Source organism: Streptacidiphilus cavernicola (assembly GCF_042510955.1).
Lineage (GTDB): Bacteria > Actinomycetota > Actinomycetes > Streptomycetales > Streptomycetaceae > Streptacidiphilus > Streptacidiphilus cavernicola.
Genome location: NZ_JBHFAB010000033.1, coordinates 49,678 through 67,887 on the forward strand (window position 1 = coordinate 49,678; position 18,210 = coordinate 67,887).

The window sequence follows — 18,210 nt, forward strand, 5'->3', positions numbered from 1 at the left end:
TTTAGTTCTTGCGTCAACTTACATCAGTCGTTGCAAGCCATGGCAACCCCCGGGGAGCCGGCGCGGGCAAGTCCACCCTGCTCAGCACGCGCACCGGAGCTGTGCAGCCCTCACATCCGGGATCTGAGCACGTCGACCTCACAGCCTGGCGCGAACGGGTCGAAGCCGTGCTCGGCCAGCCAGCGCACCGCCAGCAGGCTCCGCATCGACCACCAGGCCCGGATCATCTCGACGTCGATGTCTGCCTCGTAGCCGGCGGCGACGTCGCCCAGGTGCTCCTCATGTCCGAGCGTCAGGGTGGCCAGGTCGAACAGGGCGTCACCCGGGCCCGCCTCGGACCAGTCGATGATGCCCGTGACCTCGTCGTCCTCGACGAACACGTGGGTGATCTGCAGGTCGCCGTGCGTGAACACCGGGGTCCACGGCCGGATTACGGCCTCGGCGACCTGACGGTTGCGGGCGACCAGGTCGGCGGGCAGGACGCCGCTCCTCACGAGCAGCTCGCACTCGCGATCGAGCTCTGCCGCCAGCTCTCCGGGGCCGCTTCCCCGAGCAGGCCAGGGCGGCAACGGTGCGTCGTGCAGCTTCCGGACGGCGGCGCCCGCCGCGGCCCACGCCGCCGGAGACGCGGTCGACGCCTCACCGAGGCGGCCGAGTGCCGTCCCGGGGACCGCGGAGATCGCGAGCACGGGCGGCCTGTGCCACAGCACCCGCGGGGTCGGAACCGGCACCAGGGCCATCGCCGCGACCTCGACCTCGATGCGCGCCCGATCGGTGTCCACCTTCAGGAACACCTCGCCGACGCGCAGGGTCACCCGCTCGGAATGGGCGACCACAACCTCGACCTCATCCATGGGCGCCCAGTATCCCGGGGGTGGTCGCCCACGTCGCCGGATTTACCGCCTACGGCGGGCTTCCCCGTCCGGCCTGAACGATGCCGCGCAGCAGCCAAGTTGAGCCGAGTACCGGTCATGTGGCAGGGACACCCGCAGACGTTCGGCGGCCATTGACGGGTCGTCCTCCTTGCGGATGCGGTGGTGAGACTACTCGGCATCCGGGCACGTCAACAGCGGAATCTGGGCCCGTCCTTCGCGGGTCGCTGATTCAGGTCGATGGCGTCCTCGCTGTGCGGCCAAGTGTTCGTTGCATCAGCAAGGTGTCGATCCAGCGGTCATGCTTGTAGCCGACGGCGGCCAGTCGGCCCACGTCGGTGAAGCCATGTCGGCGATGCAGCACGACCGAGGCGTCGGTTCCGGCGTCGGCGATGACGGCGATCATCTGCCGGACGTGAGTCCGGGCACAGGCTTCCAGCAGGGCGTCCAGCAGCACCCCGCCCAGGCCTCGGCCCGTCTGGCCGGGGGCCAGGTAGATCGAGTTCTCGACGGTGTGCCGATAGGCGGGCTTGGGACGCCAGGGGGCGGCGTACCCATAGCCCACGACTTCGCCGGACAACTCGGCGACCAGAAAGGGCAGCCCCTGGGCGGCGAGGTCGTCGAGCCGCTGGTGCCAGGCGGCCACCGGTGGAGGGGTCTCCTCGAAGGTGATCACGGTGTGGCGGACGTAGTACGCGAAGATCTCGGCCACGGCGTGCAGGTCGGCCGGGACCGCCGGGCGGATCACTGGCTCCACGGCTGTCACACCGGGGAGTGTAGGCCGGACTGGGGCCTTCCAAGACAGGAAAGCGGACCGGAATCCAACCCGCTCCGGACGAATCGCCGAGGGGGCCTACGGGGCGACGGCAGGGTGCTCAGAACCTGCCGAGGGCTACGAAGAGGCAGACGAGGAAGAGGACCAGGTTGACGCCGAAGACCTGCTTGTACTCGCGCAGGCTCCAGTGTGAGACGGCTGCACCGATCATCACCGCCATCAGGCCTACCGCAGCCAGTGGAGTCAGGACCGGTGCGATGCCGGTCAGTTGTGGAGCGATGAGCCCGACCGCCGCCAGCAGTTCCAGTGCCGCGACGGCGCGGATCGCCGGGAGCGGGAACGGGGCGACACCGGTCTGGCCCGTCTCGATCATCTTCTCCTTCGTCTGCGTCGACTTCATCACCCCCGAGCCCAGGAAGACGGCAGCCAGCAGACCCTGCGCTATCCACAGTGCGATGTTCATCGAGCCACTCCGATCGGTGAGTTGACGGAAAACCAGGTGTGCGGTGACCGCTCAGCAGCCGGGTCGCTGGAGCAGCCGTTCGGCGAGATCCACGAAGGCCGCCACCCAGCGGTCCTCGTCCAGGCCGCTGGGATGCGTGCCGAAGACGTCCCGGAGCAGCCAGAAGTGCGAGACGGACCCGACCAGCACCACGGCGACTGCTTCCCAGTCCCGCTCCTCCGGGCCTGCCTGCATCTGCAACCACTGCGCCACCGCGGCGTGGACGCGGCGCATCTCGCCCTCGCGGACCTCTGCCAGCAGGGCCGGGAACGCGGCCAGGTCGCGCACCACGATCCGGTTGAGGTCGCGTTCCTGCTCCAGGCGGTGCAGCCCGGCACGGGCCAGCAGCGCCAGTCGCTCGCGCAGCGGGAGCGCGACCATGGCCTGGGCGTCGCCGATGGTGGCGAGCAGCCCGGCGTTCTCGGCGACCTTCGAGCGCACGCCCTCGGCCAGCAGCTCTTCCTTCGAGCGGAAGTGCCGGTAGAGGGACCCGGATCCGGGTGAGAGGCCGGCGGCCCGTTCGATCTCGGCGATCGTCGTCCTGGTGTAGCCCTGTTCGCCGAAAAGCCGCATGGCCTCCGCCACGACACGCGCACGCGTGTCCATTTCCTCACCGTCCCCGAGGTGCAAGTAAGTGCTTACTTGCCATCGTAGCGGAAGTCGCATCGCCACGCGCGGGGGTGGAGCGCGGCGTGGGACGGAGACGGCGCGGGGGTGGAGGGCGGCGCGGGCCGGGGCCGGGGCGAGGGCGTCGGCTACCGCGGAAGCAACCCCTCCGACCCTAGCTCGGACCACAGTTCGGGCGGGATCCGGTGGGCGGTCATCGTCGCCGCGTCGGCGACCTCCGCGGCGGAGCGGGCGCCGACCAGGACGCCGCGTACCGCCGGGTGGTCCAGCGGGAACCGCAGCGCCGCCGCCCGCAGCGGGACGCCGTGCCGCTCGCAGACCGCCTTGATCCGCAGCGCCCGCGCCAGCAGCGCGTCCGGCGCAGCGGTGTAGTCGAAGGTCGCGCCCGGCCTGGGGTCGGCGAGCAGGCCGGAGTTGAAGGCGCCGCCGACCACCACGCCGACCCCGCGTCGCTGCGCCTCCGGCAGCAGCTCGGTCAATCCGTCCTGGTCCAGCAGCGTGTAGCGGCCCGCCAGCAGGACGACGTCCACGTCCGTCTCCCGGACGAAGCGGGTGAGCATCGCGGACTGGTTCATCCCCGCGCCGATGGCCCGGACCACGCCCTCGGCGCGCAGCTGCTCCAGCGCCGGGTAGGCCTCGGCCAGCGCCTGCGGGCCGTGGTCGTCCGGGTCGTGGAGGTAGACGATGTCGATCCGGTCCAGGCCGAGCCGGGCCAGGCTGTCGTCGATGCTGCGGCGGACGCCGTCGGCGGAGAAGTCCCAGACCCTGCGGTGCGTGGCCGGGACGGCGAAGCCGTTGGCGAGGTCGTCGCCGGTCGGCTCGGCGACCGGCTCCAGCAGTCGTCCGACCTTGGTGGAGAGGGTGTAGGAGTCGCGCGGACGGCCGCGCAGGGCCGCGCCGAGGCGGCGTTCGGAGAGGCCGATGCCGTAGTGCGGAGCGGTGTCGAAGTAGCGGATCCCGCTCTCCCAGGCCGCGTCCACGCAGGCGGCGGCCTCGTCCGCGCCCACCGGCGTGAACAGGCCGGCCAGCGGGGCCGTGCCCAGGCCCAGTTCGGTGACGGCGGTGGGTCGGCTGCGTCCCAGCTCTGCTGTCCTCATGCCCGTCATGATGCCCCGCCCCTTCCCGCGCTCGCCATGAGGCCCGTCCTCCCCGCGCTCGTCATGAGGCCGTCGGACGCAGCCGCAGGCCCTGCATTCCGCCGTCCACGGCCAGCGCGGTCCCGGTGACCGAGGCCGCGGCCGGGCTCGCCAGGTAGACGATCGCGGCGGCCACCTCCTCCGCCGTCACCAGTCGGCCCATCGGCTGACGGGCGTTCAGCGCGGCCCGTTCGGCCTCCGGATCCGCCGCCGTGTCCAGCAGTCGGCCCACCCACGGAGTGTCGGCCGTGCCGGGGTTGACGCAGTTGACCCGGATTCCCTCGCGGACGTGGTCGGCCGCCATCGCCAGGGTCAGCGACAGCACCGCGCCCTTGCTGGCCGAGTAGAGCGCGCGCTGCGGAAGCCCGGCGGTGGCGGCGATGCTGCAGGTGTTCACGATCGCCGCCCGCTCGGAGGCCCGCAGGTGCGGGAGCGCCGCGCGGGTGGTGCGGACCAGGCCGAGGACATTGACGCCGAGCACCCGCTGCCACTCCTGGTCGGGGTTGTCCGCGACCGTGCCGACGGCGCCGATGCCGGCGTTGTTGACCAGGACGTCCAGCCCGCCGAGCCGCTGGACGGCCGCGGCCACCCCGGCCCGCACCGAGGCGTCGTCGGAGACGTCGGCGGTGAAGCCGAGCAGCGGCGCTTCGAGGCCGCCGGGGTTCAGGTCGAGTACGGCGACCTCCGCGCCGCGGGCGGCCAGCAGCCGGGCGGTGGCCAGGCCGATGCCGGAGGCCCCGCCGGTGACCAGCGCCCGCAGCCCGGCCAGGTCGTGCACACCGGCCAGGTCGCGCGGATCTGCGCCGCCGATGCCGGTGGTGTCGTCGCTCATGCTGGAATCCCCTTCCCTCTCAAGCCTGTTCGAAGATCTGGCGCTGGCTGCCGAGCCCGTCGATGGACAGCTCGACGACGTCCCCCGCGCGCAGGTACGGGTGGTCGGGCAGACCCAGGGCGACACCGGCTGGGGTGCCGGTGTTGATGACGTCGCCCGGCTCCAGCACCAGGTACTGGCTCAGGTACCAGACCACATGGCCGACGTCGAAGATCATGTCCTTGGTGCAGCCGTCCTGCCGCGCACGGCCGTTGACGGACAGCCGCAGGCCCAGCCCCCGAACGTCCGGCACCTCGTCCGCGGTGACCAGCCAGGGCCCCAGCGGGTTGAAGGTCTCGCAGGACTTGCCGAGGTCCCACTGCCCGGAGAACTCCAACTGGAACTCCCGCTCGGACACGTCGTTGCTCACCGCGTAGCCCGCCACCACCCGGAGCGCCTCTTCGGGCGAGGCCAGGTAGCGGGCCCGCCGTCCGATCACCACCGCCAACTCCACCTCCCAGTCGGTCTTCACCGACTGACGTGGAATCAGAACTCGGTCATGGGGCCCGACCACGGTGCCCGGGTCCTTCATGAAGACCACCGGACGCGGTGGGATCGCCGCACCGGTCTCCTCGGCGTGGTCGCGGTAGTTGAGGCCGATGCAGACGACCTTCCCCGGACGGGCCACCGGCGCGCCGATCCGCCCCGCCGCCGGGCCCTGGCTCCGGTTCAGCTCCGGCAGCAGCCCCGCTCCGACCGCGGAACGGGCCCGCTCGACGCCGCCCGAGGCCAGGAACGCCCCGTCGATGTCGGCGGTGACGGAGGAGAGGTCCAGCAGCCGACCGTCCTCGGCGAGGACCGCGGGGCGCTCGCCGCCGCTCGGGCCGACACGCAACAGTTTCACCGTCAGGTTTCCCTTCCTGGCAGACAGGCCGTCGTGCGACTGGCGTGAACCCTACCCAGTACGGGCAGTTGACCACAATGATTCATCCGATGTCTTGGGGTGCGATCTAGGGCCGACCCCCGAAAAGCCGCCGCATTTCCGTGCGCCCCCGGGCAGTCATCGGATGGACAGTGCCGCCGCAGGACGGTCACCGTCGATGCGCGGAGGCCTGTCGCTCGGACAACCAGGTGATCCAGCATGGCCGTTGAGGGCGAAGCGCAGCAGGCAGGCAGGCCGGGCGGGACCGAATCGGACCGGACCGGGAGGCTGGACCAGCGTGGGAACGGACTGGGAAGTACCACCGCCGCGGACCGCTGTCGCGACAACGACCCGATGGTGCCTGATGCTGGTCGCCGTCCTGCACTTCGTCGCGGACATCACCTGGTACGGGGCCGTCGCCCACACGTCGTAGGCCACAGGCCCCGGGGGACTGGCCTGCCGGCACGCGCCGCACGCGTTCGATGACGATCACCGCTGGCACCGTGCGGTCTGCCGCTGCGCGACATATTCGGTCGAGTGTTCTAGTCTCTAAATCGAACATGTATCCGATTCGAGAGGGGAGGCGGCATGCGCTGGCAGAACCTCAGTGCCGACGGCGGGGCCGCACCGGCGCTCTTCGGGCTGGACGCGGTGACGCGTACGTTCGACACGCCGGAGTTCCGGGGCATCACCTTCCACGAGGTGCGCGCCCGGTCGATCATCAACCGGGTGCCGGGCACCTCCCGGATGTCGTTCGAACACACGATCAACCCCTACCGGGGCTGCAGCCACGCCTGCGTCTACTGCTTCGCCCGCAGCACCCACGGCTATCTCGACCTGGACACCGGGCACGACTTCGACAGCCAGATCGTGGTCAAGGTCAACGCCGCCGAGCTGCTGCGCCGCGAACTGGCCGCGCCGCGCTGGCAGGGGGGCCACATCGCCATGGGCACCAACGTCGACTGCTACCAGCGCGCCGAGGGCCGCTACCGGCTGATGCCCGGCATCCTGTCCGCGCTGCGCGACCGGGCGAACCCCTTCTCCATCCTGACCAAGGGCTCACTCATCCTGCGCGACCTGCCGATCCTCGAACAGGCTGCCCAGGTCACCGAGGTGTCCACCGCGGTCTCGGTCGGCTTCACCGACCACGAGCTGTGGCGCAGCGTGGAGCCCGGCACCCCCTCCCCCGCCAAGCGCCTGGAGGTCTGCCGCACGCTGATCGACCACGGCATAGCCTGCGGCGTGCTGATGGCGCCGGTGCTGCCCCACCTCTCCGACTCACCCGAGCAGCTCCGCGCCACTGTTCGGGCCATCGCCGCCGCCGGAGTGTCCTCGGTCACCCCGCTCGTGCTGCACCTGCGCCCCGGCGCGCGCGAGTGGTACTTCCACTGGCTCGGCCGGCACCGTCCCGACCTGGTCCGCCGCTACGAGGCGCTCTACCGCGACAGCGCCTACGCCCCCACCTGGTACCAGCGCCGGATCACCCGGCAGGTGCACGAACTCGCCGCCGAGTACGGCATGGGTCCCAGTCGGCACAGCCGGGACAGCCGGGACGAGGCGGCGTCGGAGCCGTCCCCGGCCCCCCAGGAGGGGAGCACGGGGGCGGCTCCGACGCCGACGCAACTCCGGCTGATCTGAGCGCCGCCCAACGGCCGACCCGCCGTCAGCGCAAGCTGCCCCGCAGGCGGCGCAGGGTTGACGCCGCGTCGGTCAGGCCCGCTGCGGACGCCTCGGCCGCGGCCTTGTCCAGGCGGTCCCGGGCCGCCGGGGCCCGGTCCAGGGCGCGGCCCTCCACCAGCGCCGCCATCCGGATCGCCTCGAACCGCGGCGGCGCCTCGGCGCAGCCGGCCCGGTCGTAGTCGGCGACCGCGTGCTCGAAAGCCGCCAGCGCCTGCTCGGGACTGCCCAGGGCGGCGTGCACCTGTCCGCGGGTGTACCAGCACTGCGCCACGTCGACGTCCACGCTGATGAACTGCTCGCGCGCGACGTCCGCGAACTGCTCACGCAGCTGGTCGGCCCGGTCCAGGTAGCCGAGCGCCTCCTCGGCTGCCTCGGGGCCCCGGGCGTCGATCGCCTCGACCGCGAAGGTGCGCAGCACGTCGGTCAGGTCGGGGAGGCACGGTGCCTCCGCGTTGGAGGCCAGCGCACGTTCCAGCGCCGCCCGCGCGCCGTCCCAGCTGCCCGCCTGCGCCAGTGCGCCGGCTGCTCCCGCCGCGGCGGAGGTCAGAATGGCCTGGTCGGGCCAGCGGCTGACCGAGTCGGCCAGCCGGAGGAACTCCTTCGCGGCGTCGCGCGGTTCCCCGAGCGAGAGCAGCGCGTTGGCGAGGTCGACCCGGATCTGCGCCGTCAACTGCTCAGCCGGGGACGGGTCCGAGCCGGCAGCGGTGCCCCCGGCCCCGCCGACCGTGCCCTCACTGCTGCCAGCGCGCTCCGGGGCCGACGCAAGCCCCGGCAGTACCGGGTCAAGCAGCGTCTCCAGCACGGCCACCGCGTCTTCGGGCGACCCCTGCGCGCGCAGCGCCCGGCTCAACTCCCAGCGGGTCTCCCGCGCCTGCAGCGGCTCGTGCTCGCGGTCGAGGCGGGCCGCTGCCTCCGAGAGCGCCCGCACCGCCGTCTGGTACTGCTTCGCCCGCAGCGCCGTGCCGCCGAGCAGCCGGTGCAGCGGCGTCAGCTCGTCCGCCGGGACGTCCGAGGTGGCCTCGGCCAGTCCGCGTTCGAGCTCGGCCATCGCCTCCGCGTGCCGTCCTTGCGCGCGCAGCGCGAGTGCCAGCAGCATCCGGCCGCGGTGCAGCCGCCACGGCCAGTCCTGCTCGACGAAGATCTCGATCACCCGGCGGGCCGAGGCCTCGCCCTCCGCCGGGGCGCCGTGCGAGGCCTGGAACTCCGCGAGCACCTCGTACGCCACCGAGACCTGGGTCGGGCTCTCCGCCGCCCCGCCCTCGGCGATCACGGCCTGGGCCTCCGTGGCGAACACCTCGGCCCAGCGGGCGTGCTGCTCGGGCCCGTCGGCCCGGAACAGCACCTGCCGTGCCGTCAGGACCCGGCTCTGCCGCACCACGAGCTTCCGGGTCAGGGCCTCCCGCGCCTCCTCCTCGGTGTCGAACCCGGCGGCCGTCAGCGCCTCGAACCGCGCCAGCAGGTCGTCCAGGACCGGCCAGGCCGCCTCCGCCAGGGCAGCGGTTTCGGTGTCGTCGCCGCGGCTGACCCCGCACCAGGCGAGCCGCGACTCGGACGCGAGCACCCGGGCCGGCCGACCGGCCCGGGTGTAGTGCTCGACGGCCTCGCGCAGCCGGGCGGCGCAGCCGTCCCAGTCCTGCTTCCTGGACGCGCGGTGCGCCAGCTCCGAGGCGATCTCACCGGCCAGCAGATCGTCCACGACGGCGTCCGGGCCCGAACCCGAGCCCTCCCCTGTGCCCTCGCCCCCACCCGCGGTCCGCGCCAGCAGCGCGTCCCAGAGGGGCTGGCCGCCGGGGTGCCCGATCCGGTCCAACCGGCGTACCTCGGCGACGAGTTCGGCGAAGTCCGCGGGCACGGCGACAGCCGCTGCCGTCGGCTCGGGGCGGACGGCGACCGGCTGGGACGCCGCCAGCGCCGAGGTCTGCACACCCAGGTTCAGCTGCGCGGTCAGCGGACGGGTGGCCAGCCGCTCCCGACGGCGGGCGGACACCGTGCCGTTGCCGTTGCGGGCGTCGAACCGCGAGGCGAGTTCGTCGGCCTGACGTGCCGTCACATCCCGGAGCGACTCGACCGTCCAAGCCGTCCCGAGCGGTCCGGCGCACGGCAGTTGGCCGTGCCCGGTCTCGACCAGTCGGTTCAGCAGCACTTCGGTGCCGTTGAGCAGGTCGAGCCGGTTGGACGGGTCGGCCGCGAAGTCGAACAACCCGCGGTTCTGCGCCAGCAGTTCGAGACCGCGGGCCTCGTTGCCGGTCAGCGCGCAGAACTCCAGGTGCCGGCCGACCGCGACTTGTTCCGCCTCGTTGCCGCGGGCCTTGCGGTAGCCGGTGAGGTGCGCGGCGCGTGCGTCGTCCAGCCGTCCGAGCCGCACCAGCGGCAGCATCGCCAGCGCCTGGCTGTTGTGCGGCTCCTCGTCGCAGGCGTTCTGGCCGTCGAAGGTCGGCTGCAGCTCCGCCAGGCCCCGCGCGTCCGCTCCGCGCGCGAAGTGGAAGTCGGCGCGCTGCCGGGCCTCGCAGGCCGCGCAGTCGCTGAACTCGGTCCGGCCGCGGGTGACCCACAGCTCGTAGGCCAGCTCCTCACCGTCGCCCAACTGCTGTGCCAGCTCGTACTCCTGGCAGTAGACGGGCTGCAGGTCGTGGCCCGCTTCCCGGTAGCGGCGGCGCATCTCGGCGATCCAGCCGCGGACCGAGGCCAGCGGCACGTCCGGCGTGGACAGCAGTCCGACGCCGACCCACTTGAAGAACCAGAACAGCTGGTGCACCTCGGACTCGTCGAACGCCTTGGGGTTCTCGTCCCACAGCCCCAGCAGCCGGGCGAACGCGACCGGGTACTTCACCGCCTCGCCGCTGCCGTGGTAGGCGCGCATCAGCTCCACCAGGGCCGAGACGGTGACCTCGGGGTCGCCGAACGCCTCGGCGGCCTCGACCAGTTCCTCGGCGACGGCGGCGGTGGCGCGTCCCTTGGGCCGCTCCCGGTTCTCGCTCAGGGCACGGAACAGCTCGTCCCTGGTGGTGGGTGCGGTCATGACTGGGCCCTCCCCGGTCCGGTGTCGGAGCTGTTGCCGGAGCCGGTGCCGGCGGCCTGGGTCGCGAATTCGAGCAGCCCCAGGAACGAGCGGTTGAGCAGCGCGTGGTCCGCCGGCCGCAGCGGTCGGCGGGAGAGCAGCAGCGCCTGGCCGTAGAGCGCCTCGATCGCCGTCTCCGACAGCTGCGGATCGGCGCTGGTGGCCAGTTCGGCGAGCTTGCGGATCAGCGGGTTGAGGTGGTTCAGGATCAACTGCGCCCGGGGCGCCGACGAGTTCAGCGAACCGAGGATGCCCGCCCACAACTCGTCTGCCTTGGAGGACAGTTCGGCGCGTCGGCGCTCATGCCTGGCCTCTCGGTTGTCCACCAGCATCGCGGGCACGCCGACCGGCTGGAAGGAGCGCAGCGCCACGTCGGTGTCGAACCGGTCGGCGACCGCGCGGGCGCGGGCCAGGAACGGGGCGGCGGCGAGCTCGGCCGCCGGGTCGACGCTGTCGAGGTGCGCGCTGACCGTCTCCGGGTCCAGGTCGGCGACGGTGACGCCGGGCCGGATCAGCGGGAGCTGGTGCACCAGCTCCCGGTCGTAGACGTAGCCGCCGTTGACCACGCCCATCCCGGCGGCGGCGGCGATCGGCGCCACCTGCCGGAACTCCTCGACGGTCTGGGTGACCAGGACGACCGGGTGCGCGCGGGCGAACTCGTCCAGGCTGACGTTGCCGTCCGTGGTCTCGAAGGGCAGCCACGGCAGCAGCAGCGCGAGCAGTTGGTCGTCGTAGCGGGCCAGCGCCTTCACCGCGAGGTGGTGCACGTCCAGGAAGCGGCGCAGCAGCGCCAGGTCCGAGGCGGCGAGGCCGGTGAGCCACTGGCGCACCCGTTCGCCGATGGCGTCGCGGACCGCGGCCAGCGTCTCGTCCTCGTACAGCGCCTCCCGGGAGGCGGTGGGGCGCAGGCCGGTGGTGTCCACCACGCAGGAGACGAAGAAGGCCCAGTCCGGGACGAGTTCGGTGGCCTGGTCGGACAGCAGCATGCCCTTGAGGTGGACCCGGTTGCCGGACCGCTTGGTGGGGTGCGCGGGCGTCGGCAGCACGAAGGCCACGCCCTTGAGGCCGACCAGCGGGATGTCCAGGTCGATGCTGTCCAGCGGGTTGAAGTCGAAGACCTCCCTGCCGTAGGCGGCCAGCGCCTCGCGGCGGGCGAGCGGCGAGCCGTACTGCCGCTCCCACACCGGCGGGGTGTCGTTCACCCGGACGACATCGCCGTGCCGGTCGATCACCTCGACCTGGTAGCGGAGCAACGAGCCGAAATGGCGGGCCAGTTGGATGACCCGGCCGGATTCGAGCCACTCGCTGCCGTCGCCGCGCGGGGTCAGCGTCACCGTGGTCCCGGGCTGCGCGACCGAACCGGCGGGGAGGGTGCGGATGCTGTACGTGCCGTCGCTGCGGCCGTGCCACTCGACCGCGGGCGCGCCCGGCTCGCGGGCGCTCCGGGACACCACGCTGATCTGGTCCGCGACCACGAAGCAGGCGAGCAGGCCGATGCCGAACTGGCCGATGAAGTCGGCGCGGGCGGCGGACAGGTCGAGTTCACCGTCGGCGCCGCGCTTGGAGGAGCGGCCGATGGTGGCGAGGAAGGTGTGGACGTCCGACTCGGTGAGCCCGACGCCGGAGTCCTCGACCACGATGCCGCCGCCGACGTCGGTGCGGATGGTGATCCGGGCCGGGGCCGAGGGGTCGAGCAGCCGCCGCGCGGTGATCGCGTCCACCGCGTTCTGCATCAACTCCCGCAGGTAGACCCGGGGGGAGGAGTACAGGTGGTGGGACAGCAGGTCGACCAGGCCGCGCAGGTCGACCTGGAAGGTGTGGCCCGGCTGGGGCGTGGACGCGGGCGTGGGTGTGGGTGTGGACACTGGTGTGCTTCCTACTTCCTCTTCTTGCATTCCTGCCGCGCCGCGGCGAACACCTGGCCCGAGTTGCCGGCGTAGCCCCAGGGGAGGCTGGTCGGACGGTCGCCGATGCGCCGGAACAGCTCCCCGGCGGTGGCCCGGTCGCCGGTGAGCCAGAACGCCATGGCGAAGGAGTTGAGCGCGGCGCAGGGCGACTCGCTGGGCGCGAACGCCGGGTGCAGCACGGACGCGGCGGCGGCCGCGGTGAGTTCGGCGCGCACGTCGGCGCGGCGGATGTAGGCGGCGTCCTCGCCCTTGGGCAGGTCGAGCCAGTGCTCCAGGTGCGCGGTCGCGGTCAGCATCCCCATGGCGCTGCCGGGCGGGGCCTGCGCCAACGACTGCCGGGCGAAGTCGTGCATCTGCTCGTGCGAGCCGCTCCACTTGAGGCAGATCTGCTGGAGCAGCGACGCGTGCAGCGCCACGTGGTGCGGGGCGCGGCGGACACCGGCGTCGAACCGCCGCCGGGTCACCTCGTGGCCGTGCTGCAGGCCGCGCGAGGTGGTGGTCAGGAAGCACCACGGCGTGGCCGACTCCGGGTCCGCCTCGATCGCGGCGTAGAGGTGGGTCTCGGCGGTGCGGAGCCGGTCGTGGAAGACCCGGAACATCTCCTGCGAGACCTGCGAGGCACGGGCGCCGGTGCGCGCCTCCCAGGCCCAGGCGACGTGCCGGGCGCCGGCCACGGTGAGCGCGAGCGGGTTGTCCGGATGCTGTTCCGGGAGCGTGAGCAGGAACTCGCCGCCGATGTCGTCGATGGAGTTGACCAGCCAGGTCAGCCGCGCGTGGTCGCCGCGCTCCCGGCAGGGCCGCAGGATCGCCTCCGCGGCGGCCCAGTCCCAGCCCGCCGCCGCCTTCCGCAGCGCGGCCAGCTCCGGATCCCCGTAGCTGGGGTCGATCCGCACCGAGCGGGGGCCGGCGGCGGTCCTGGTCCGGTTGCGGTTCGCGAACGCGGCGACACCGACCCCGATCGCGACAGGCGCCAGCAACGAAAGGTTTGACACGTGTTCCCCTCCAACGGCCGCCCCGGCGGTTCGCACGGTCGGCAGCCGCAGAGTAGCCGACTCGCTCAACCGTGCGACACCGGATTCGGCACTCCACCGCAGATGAGAGCCCTGCAGCAGGGTGGGGCCGATCCGATTGCCCGCATCTGACAAGGTCCGCCGCAATTGCACTCGGCCCGCGGCGGACCGGCCCGCGGCGACCGCACGGCGGGGTGGCGCGGTCAGAGGCTTCTGGGTTTGACCACGGATATCCCGCGCAGGCAGCGGGCGTTCTAGAGCCAGCCGAGGTGGGCGGCTTTGATGCCGGCCTCGAAGCGGCTGGTGGCGCCGAGGCGTTCCATGACGGCGGCCATGTGGCGGCGGACGGTGCGGGTGGACAGGCCGAGGCGTTGTGCCGCGGCCTCGTCGGTCTGTCCGCCGCCGAGCAGCCGCAGGAGTTCGCGTTCGGTGTCGCTCAGACCGGTTTCGGGGTCCTCGGTGCGTACGGCTCCGAGCGGCACGGCGGTGGCCCAGGCCTGTTCGAAGAGGTCGGTCAGGGCGGCGACGATGCCGGGCTCGGTGACGTGCAGGGCGCCCTGCCGGGTGTCGGCGGGGTCGATGGGGACCAGGGCCTGGCGGCGGTCGACCAGCACCAGGCGCTGGGGCAGCACCGGAGCCGTGCGCACCTCGCTGCCGAGGCTGAGCAGCCAGTGCGCGTAGGCGGTGGTGTGCGGGTCGTGGCGGGTGCTGTCCTGGTAGAGCGACCTGATGGTGACCCCGCGGGCGATGGCGTCGGCGTTGGCGGGGCGGCCGGCGGCCAGGTCCTCGGGGCGCTGGCTGGGGCCGGGATGGACGCCGAGCACCTCGGTCACCGCGGTGCGGCCCAGCAGTTCGAGGCGGGCCTGGATGGCGTCGATGCCCATGAGCCGCTCGCCGTGCGCGGCCGGCCTGCTCTCGGCGCGTTCGACGACCAGTCGGGTGACGGCGGCACGGGAGGCCGCCAACTGGGCCTGACGGGCCGCCAGGTCGGCCTCCTGGCGGGCGAGCATGTCGGCCAGGCCGATCTCGGGACTGACGGCCCGCACCCGGCCGGGGTGTTCAACGGAGGCCCGGACCAGCAGGAGCGCGGTCAACTCCTCAAGGCTTTCGTGGACTCGGGCCTCGCGGACACCGCAGTACGCGGCGAGTTCGGCGACGCCGTCCTCGGGGCGGTCGAGCATGGCGCGGTAGACGTCCGCGGCCGTGGCGGTGAGTCCCAGCGTTTCCAGCATGGCGCGTCCCCCGTCGTCACGCGGCTTCCCCCATGGCGGCCGCCAACGGACCACATCTTGGCCTGTCCGGGCCCGGATGCTCAAGGTCAATTGATGTCGTGCACACGACATGACGTCCGCTTGGTGTCAGGTCCGGTTGCTGACGATCAATAACCCTTCCAGGGCGGCCCAGCTGCGGCGAAGCTGTTCTCACCAGCCGGGAACACCCCGGACGGCAACCGGACGAGGCGCCAACCGCGGGGCGCACGACCGGGACCGGACATCCACCACCACGTCAGAACAGGACCCCGCCATGATCCGCACCCGTCTCGTCAAGGCCGCCGCGGTCGCCGCCCTCGCCCTCACCACCGCGCTCCTCCTGCCCGCGGCGGCCGAGGCCGCCACCGGTCCGGCGACCGGCGCCCCGGTGTCCGCCCCGGCCGTCACCCCGGACAACCTGACCTGGGGCTGAGCGGACCATGGACATCGTCCACCTCAGCCTTGAACGCCGCCCGGCGACGGATCCGACCCCAGCGGGCGAGGTCGCAGACGCGGTGGACGTCCTGTGGGCCCACGCCGGCCCCGACGACGGACTCGAACACGCCAGCGGACGAGCCGCACCGGACCGCCTCGACCTGCTGCTCTACCTGCGGACCGGCCGCGCCGCCGCCCACCACGGCGGACCGAGCGCCGAATACCGCGCCGCCCAGCTGATCGCCCGCTGCTACCGGGCCTCACACCACCTGCAGGGGCGGTACCTGGCCCCGGCGCCCGCGTCCACCACGCCGCCGAACCAGCCGCCGGCCTGACGGCACCGCTCGACGCCAGGCCGCACGCCCGCACACCGCCCGTACGCCCGTACGCCCGTACGCCAGCACGCCCGCACAGCTGAAGCAGCTTCACCAGAACGACCACGATCCGTCAGCCCGGCCCGCCCCGCCCCGCCCGGCCGGCTCACCCGGATCGGACACCCACTCCTCCTCCGCACTCACCGTGAAAGGCACAGCCATGCCCTCTTCCCTGCCGTCCTCGCGCAACCGCCGCCTGCTCGCCACCCTTGCCGCCACCGCGCTCACCGCTCCGCTGCTCGCCGTCACCCTCGCCGCCTCGCCCGCCTCCGCCTCCACCGTCAACGGCCCGATCTCGGCCAACGAGATACTCTCCCGGGCCCAGTCCTGGGTCGACGAAGCGGTCCCCTACAACCAGGGCGCGTCCCACACCGATGCCAACGGCACCTACCGCGAGGACTGCTCCGGCTTCGTCTCCATGGCCTGGCATCTGGATCAGAGCCTCATCGTGACGACCGGCGGCCCCTACTTCACCACCGCCGACGGCAAGGGGAACCCGGCCTACGACACGCCGGTCGGCCCGGTCGGCGATCTCACCGGCCTCCAGCCCGGAGACGCCGTCGCCTACCCGGGCGAGCACATCTTCCTGTTCGCCGGCTGGACGAACAAGGCCGCCGGCGACTTCACCTACTACGCCGAGACCAACACCAGCATCCCCTCGCACGGCCCGACCGCGGGGAACATCCACAACGCGACGATCGAGGGCCTGCCCACCTCCGGATACGTCGGCCTGCGCTCCAAGAACATCACCTCCGCCATCCCCGCGGGCTTCAATGTCGCCATCGACGCCGACGGCGCCGCGGCCTCCGGGAAGACCGTCTCCGGCACCGTCAACCTCACCGGCCTGGCGAGCGCGTCCGGCTACATCAACACCGGCCGATACGTGATCACCGGGCCCGGCAACTACAACAGCGGCCAACTGACCCCGTCGGCCGGTGGAGCGTCGAACTACCCGTACGCCTGGAACACGGCCGGGCTGGCCGGCGGTACGTACCAGATCTCCTTCGTCGCCTCCGAGATCGACGGTCAGGACCACACCTACGGTCCCGTCAGCGTGACTGTCCCCGCGATGCCGCGGAGCAGCTCGTCGAACCTGGCCGGGACGCCCGACGGCGGATACGCCACGGACTGGCGGGGCGGCGACGGGAGGCTGTGGGTGGGCACCGGCAGCGGGACCACCATGGCGCAGCCCGCCGAGCCCTGGCTGCTCGGTGTGGCCGAGGGAACCAAGCCGTCCATCGCCACGCTGGCCGACGGCAGTTGGGTCACCGCATGGGTCGGCGGCGACGGGAAGCTCTGGGTGGGCACCGGCAACGGAACCACCATGGCCCAGCCCGCCGAACCCTGGCTGCTCGGCGTCGCCCCCGGCACCAGCCCGTCGATCGTCGCCCTGGCCAACGGGGGCTGGGAAGTGGCCTGGAAGGGCGGTGACGGGAAGCTGTGGCTGGGCACCGGTAACGGGACCACCATGGCCCAGCCCGCCGAACCCTGGCTGCTCGGCGTGGCCGACACCACCAGCCCGTCCCTGGCCGCACTGCCCAACGGCGGCTACGAAGTGGCCTGGAAGGGCGGCGACGGAAAGCTGTGGCTGGGCACCGGCAACGGAACCACCATGGCCCAGCCCGCCGAACCCTGGCTGCTCGGCGTCGACACCGCCGGCAGCTCCTCCAGCCCCTCCCTGGCAACCCTGCCCAACGGCGGCTACGAGGTCGCCTGGAAGGGCGGCGACGGAAGGCTCTGGCTGGGCACCGGCAACGGAACCACCATGGCCCAGCCCGCCGAACCCTGGCTGCTCGGCGTCGCGTAGACGCCCCGGGTAGAACGAGCAGCGTCCTGCGGTTCTCCCTCCGGGGGCCGCAGGACGCTGCCGCGTATCTGCCGGGCCGAGAACGCACAAGGCGGCCGACCCGGTGGAGGGTCAACCGCCTTGTCGGACTCGCCGCTCGGGCGATCCCGCGATGTGCGCCGCCAGGGACTCGAACCCCGGACCCGCTGATTAAGAGTCAGCTGCTCTAACCAACTGAGCTAGCGGCGCTTGATCGGTGCCGGTGGCAGTCGCTTGCGCGGGGTTGCCTGGGCACGGGGAAATACTACCTGACCTGCGCGGGTGCTTTCGACCATCCTCGGTGCGGGTCAGCCGGCGGCGCCGGACTCGGCGTTCCTCGCGGCGCGGACGGCCGCGCGGACGGCGGTGGCGACCGGGTCGTCGCGGGTGAGGTCGGCGAGGCGGCGGCGGGCCACGCGGTTGGCGACCGGGCCGGGGTAGAGGCGGGCGGTCAAGCCCCCGGCGTGGGCCAGGGCGGCCAGCCGGAGCGAGCGGGGCGGGGCCGCGGCGGGACTGTCGACGGCGTCGGCGATCCGGGCGACCAGCGCCTTGCGGGCGGCGAGGCCCGCGGGGGTAGCGGTGTAGCGGGTGGTCGGGACAAGCCCGAGCAGTTTCCGGGTGCCGCGCTGCAGGTGCTCGCGCCGGACGAGGGACTCCAGGTACGGCGTGGCGACCTGTCTGCCGAGCAGGGTGAGGCACCGGCGCAGACGCGCTCCGCGCGGTGGGGCGGCGGATCGGGAGAAGGCAGCGGCGGCGTGGGAGAGGGTGGCGGGGGCCGCGTCGGGGCTGACCAGGACCAGCCGGTTGCCGTGGAGGGTGGCAGCTCCGGCCTCCAGCAGTTCGGCGAGGACGCCGCCGGACACGACGAAGCGGAAGTGGCCGGGGAGGCGCAGCCGCGGGGCGTCGGGCGACGCGCAGAGCAGCAGCAGATCCTCGGCGAGGGTGCTGGCGGGTGGTCCTGGTCGTCGGTCCATGGCACATGCCTCCCCCGTGCGGCGTGGGGGTGAACCTCGTCCGGGCACGGGA

16 protein-coding genes and 1 tRNA gene are annotated in these 18,210 nt (G+C 72.7%); 4 read left to right on the plus strand and 13 right to left on the minus strand.

Annotated elements, in window-relative coordinates:
• Positions 1–110: 110 nt before the first annotated feature.
• From ACEZDE_RS31200 to ACEZDE_RS31230, 7 genes are all read right to left on the minus strand, one after another.
• A complete protein-coding gene (locus tag ACEZDE_RS31200; protein WP_380543570.1) occupies positions 111–854 on the minus strand; it encodes a phosphotransferase family protein in 744 nt (247 codons plus the stop codon).
• A gap of 250 nt (positions 855–1,104) precedes the next feature.
• The gene (locus ACEZDE_RS31205; RefSeq protein ID WP_380543573.1) at positions 1,105–1,638 is read right to left on the minus strand and encodes a GNAT family N-acetyltransferase; all 534 of its coding nucleotides are present in this window, start codon (positions 1,636–1,638) and stop codon (positions 1,105–1,107) included.
• Between the two features lie 109 nt (positions 1,639–1,747).
• Entirely contained in the window at positions 1,748–2,110 is a 363-nt protein-coding gene (locus ACEZDE_RS31210) for a DoxX family protein (protein ID WP_380543576.1), read from the minus strand.
• 51 nt (positions 2,111–2,161) lie between these two features.
• A complete protein-coding gene (locus ACEZDE_RS31215) occupies positions 2,162–2,755 on the minus strand; it encodes a TetR/AcrR family transcriptional regulator (protein ID WP_380543579.1) in 594 nt (197 codons plus the stop codon).
• Between the two features lie 149 nt (positions 2,756–2,904).
• Positions 2,905–3,873: an aldo/keto reductase gene (locus ACEZDE_RS31220; RefSeq protein WP_380543582.1), complete on the minus strand. Its 969-nt coding sequence runs from the start codon at positions 3,871–3,873 to the stop codon at positions 2,905–2,907.
• A 61-nt stretch (positions 3,874–3,934) separates the two neighbouring features.
• Positions 3,935–4,690 carry an SDR family NAD(P)-dependent oxidoreductase gene (locus ACEZDE_RS31225; protein ID WP_380543667.1) on the minus strand — a complete coding sequence of 252 codons (756 nt, stop codon included), beginning with the start codon at positions 4,688–4,690 and terminating at the stop codon, positions 3,935–3,937.
• Positions 4,691–4,763: 73 nt separating this feature from the next.
• A complete protein-coding gene (locus ACEZDE_RS31230; RefSeq protein WP_380543585.1) occupies positions 4,764–5,627 on the minus strand; it encodes a fumarylacetoacetate hydrolase family protein in 864 nt (287 codons plus the stop codon).
• Between the two features lie 606 nt (positions 5,628–6,233).
• On the opposite strand from ACEZDE_RS31230, the gene ACEZDE_RS31235 reads away from it, so the two are divergent.
• A complete protein-coding gene (locus ACEZDE_RS31235; RefSeq protein WP_380543588.1) occupies positions 6,234–7,283 on the plus strand; it encodes an Rv2578c family radical SAM protein in 1,050 nt (349 codons plus the stop codon).
• 25 nt (positions 7,284–7,308) lie between these two features.
• Here the strand turns inward: ACEZDE_RS31235 and ACEZDE_RS31240 are convergent, their stop codons facing one another.
• From ACEZDE_RS31240 to ACEZDE_RS31255, 4 genes are all read right to left on the minus strand, one after another.
• Positions 7,309–10,344 (minus strand): hypothetical protein, encoded by a 3,036-nt coding sequence (locus ACEZDE_RS31240; RefSeq protein ID WP_380543592.1) that lies wholly within the window; start codon positions 10,342–10,344, stop codon positions 7,309–7,311.
• Positions 10,341–12,248 carry an HSP90 family protein gene (locus ACEZDE_RS31245; protein ID WP_380543595.1) on the minus strand — a complete coding sequence of 636 codons (1,908 nt, stop codon included), beginning with the start codon at positions 12,246–12,248 and terminating at the stop codon, positions 10,341–10,343. Before ACEZDE_RS31245 ends, ACEZDE_RS31240 begins: the two co-directional genes overlap by 4 nt.
• Positions 12,249–12,259: 11 nt before the next feature.
• Positions 12,260–13,282 carry a hypothetical protein gene (locus ACEZDE_RS31250; protein ID WP_380543598.1) on the minus strand — a complete coding sequence of 341 codons (1,023 nt, stop codon included), beginning with the start codon at positions 13,280–13,282 and terminating at the stop codon, positions 12,260–12,262.
• 272 nt (positions 13,283–13,554) lie between these two features.
• A complete protein-coding gene (locus ACEZDE_RS31255; protein ID WP_380543601.1) occupies positions 13,555–14,532 on the minus strand; it encodes a LuxR C-terminal-related transcriptional regulator in 978 nt (325 codons plus the stop codon).
• Between the two features lie 292 nt (positions 14,533–14,824).
• Between ACEZDE_RS31255 and ACEZDE_RS31260 the strand changes: the two genes are divergently transcribed.
• From ACEZDE_RS31260 to ACEZDE_RS31270, 3 genes are all read left to right on the plus strand, one after another.
• Positions 14,825–14,983 carry a hypothetical protein gene (locus tag ACEZDE_RS31260; RefSeq protein ID WP_380543604.1) on the plus strand — a complete coding sequence of 53 codons (159 nt, stop codon included), beginning with the start codon at positions 14,825–14,827 and terminating at the stop codon, positions 14,981–14,983.
• A 7-nt stretch (positions 14,984–14,990) separates the two neighbouring features.
• Positions 14,991–15,320 (plus strand): hypothetical protein, encoded by a 330-nt coding sequence (locus ACEZDE_RS31265; RefSeq protein WP_380543607.1) that lies wholly within the window; start codon positions 14,991–14,993, stop codon positions 15,318–15,320.
• 199 nt (positions 15,321–15,519) lie between these two features.
• Positions 15,520–17,166 carry a hypothetical protein gene (locus ACEZDE_RS31270; RefSeq protein ID WP_380543610.1) on the plus strand — a complete coding sequence of 549 codons (1,647 nt, stop codon included), beginning with the start codon at positions 15,520–15,522 and terminating at the stop codon, positions 17,164–17,166.
• A gap of 154 nt (positions 17,167–17,320) precedes the next feature.
• On the opposite strand, the gene ACEZDE_RS31275 is transcribed toward ACEZDE_RS31270, so the two are convergent.
• Both ACEZDE_RS31275 and ACEZDE_RS31280 read right to left on the minus strand, forming a co-directional pair.
• Positions 17,321–17,394: transfer RNA gene (locus ACEZDE_RS31275), tRNA-Lys, on the minus strand.
• A 98-nt stretch (positions 17,395–17,492) separates the two neighbouring features.
• Positions 17,493–18,158 (minus strand): GOLPH3/VPS74 family protein, encoded by a 666-nt coding sequence (locus ACEZDE_RS31280; RefSeq protein WP_380543613.1) that lies wholly within the window; start codon positions 18,156–18,158, stop codon positions 17,493–17,495.
• Positions 18,159–18,210: the final 52 nt, after the last annotated feature.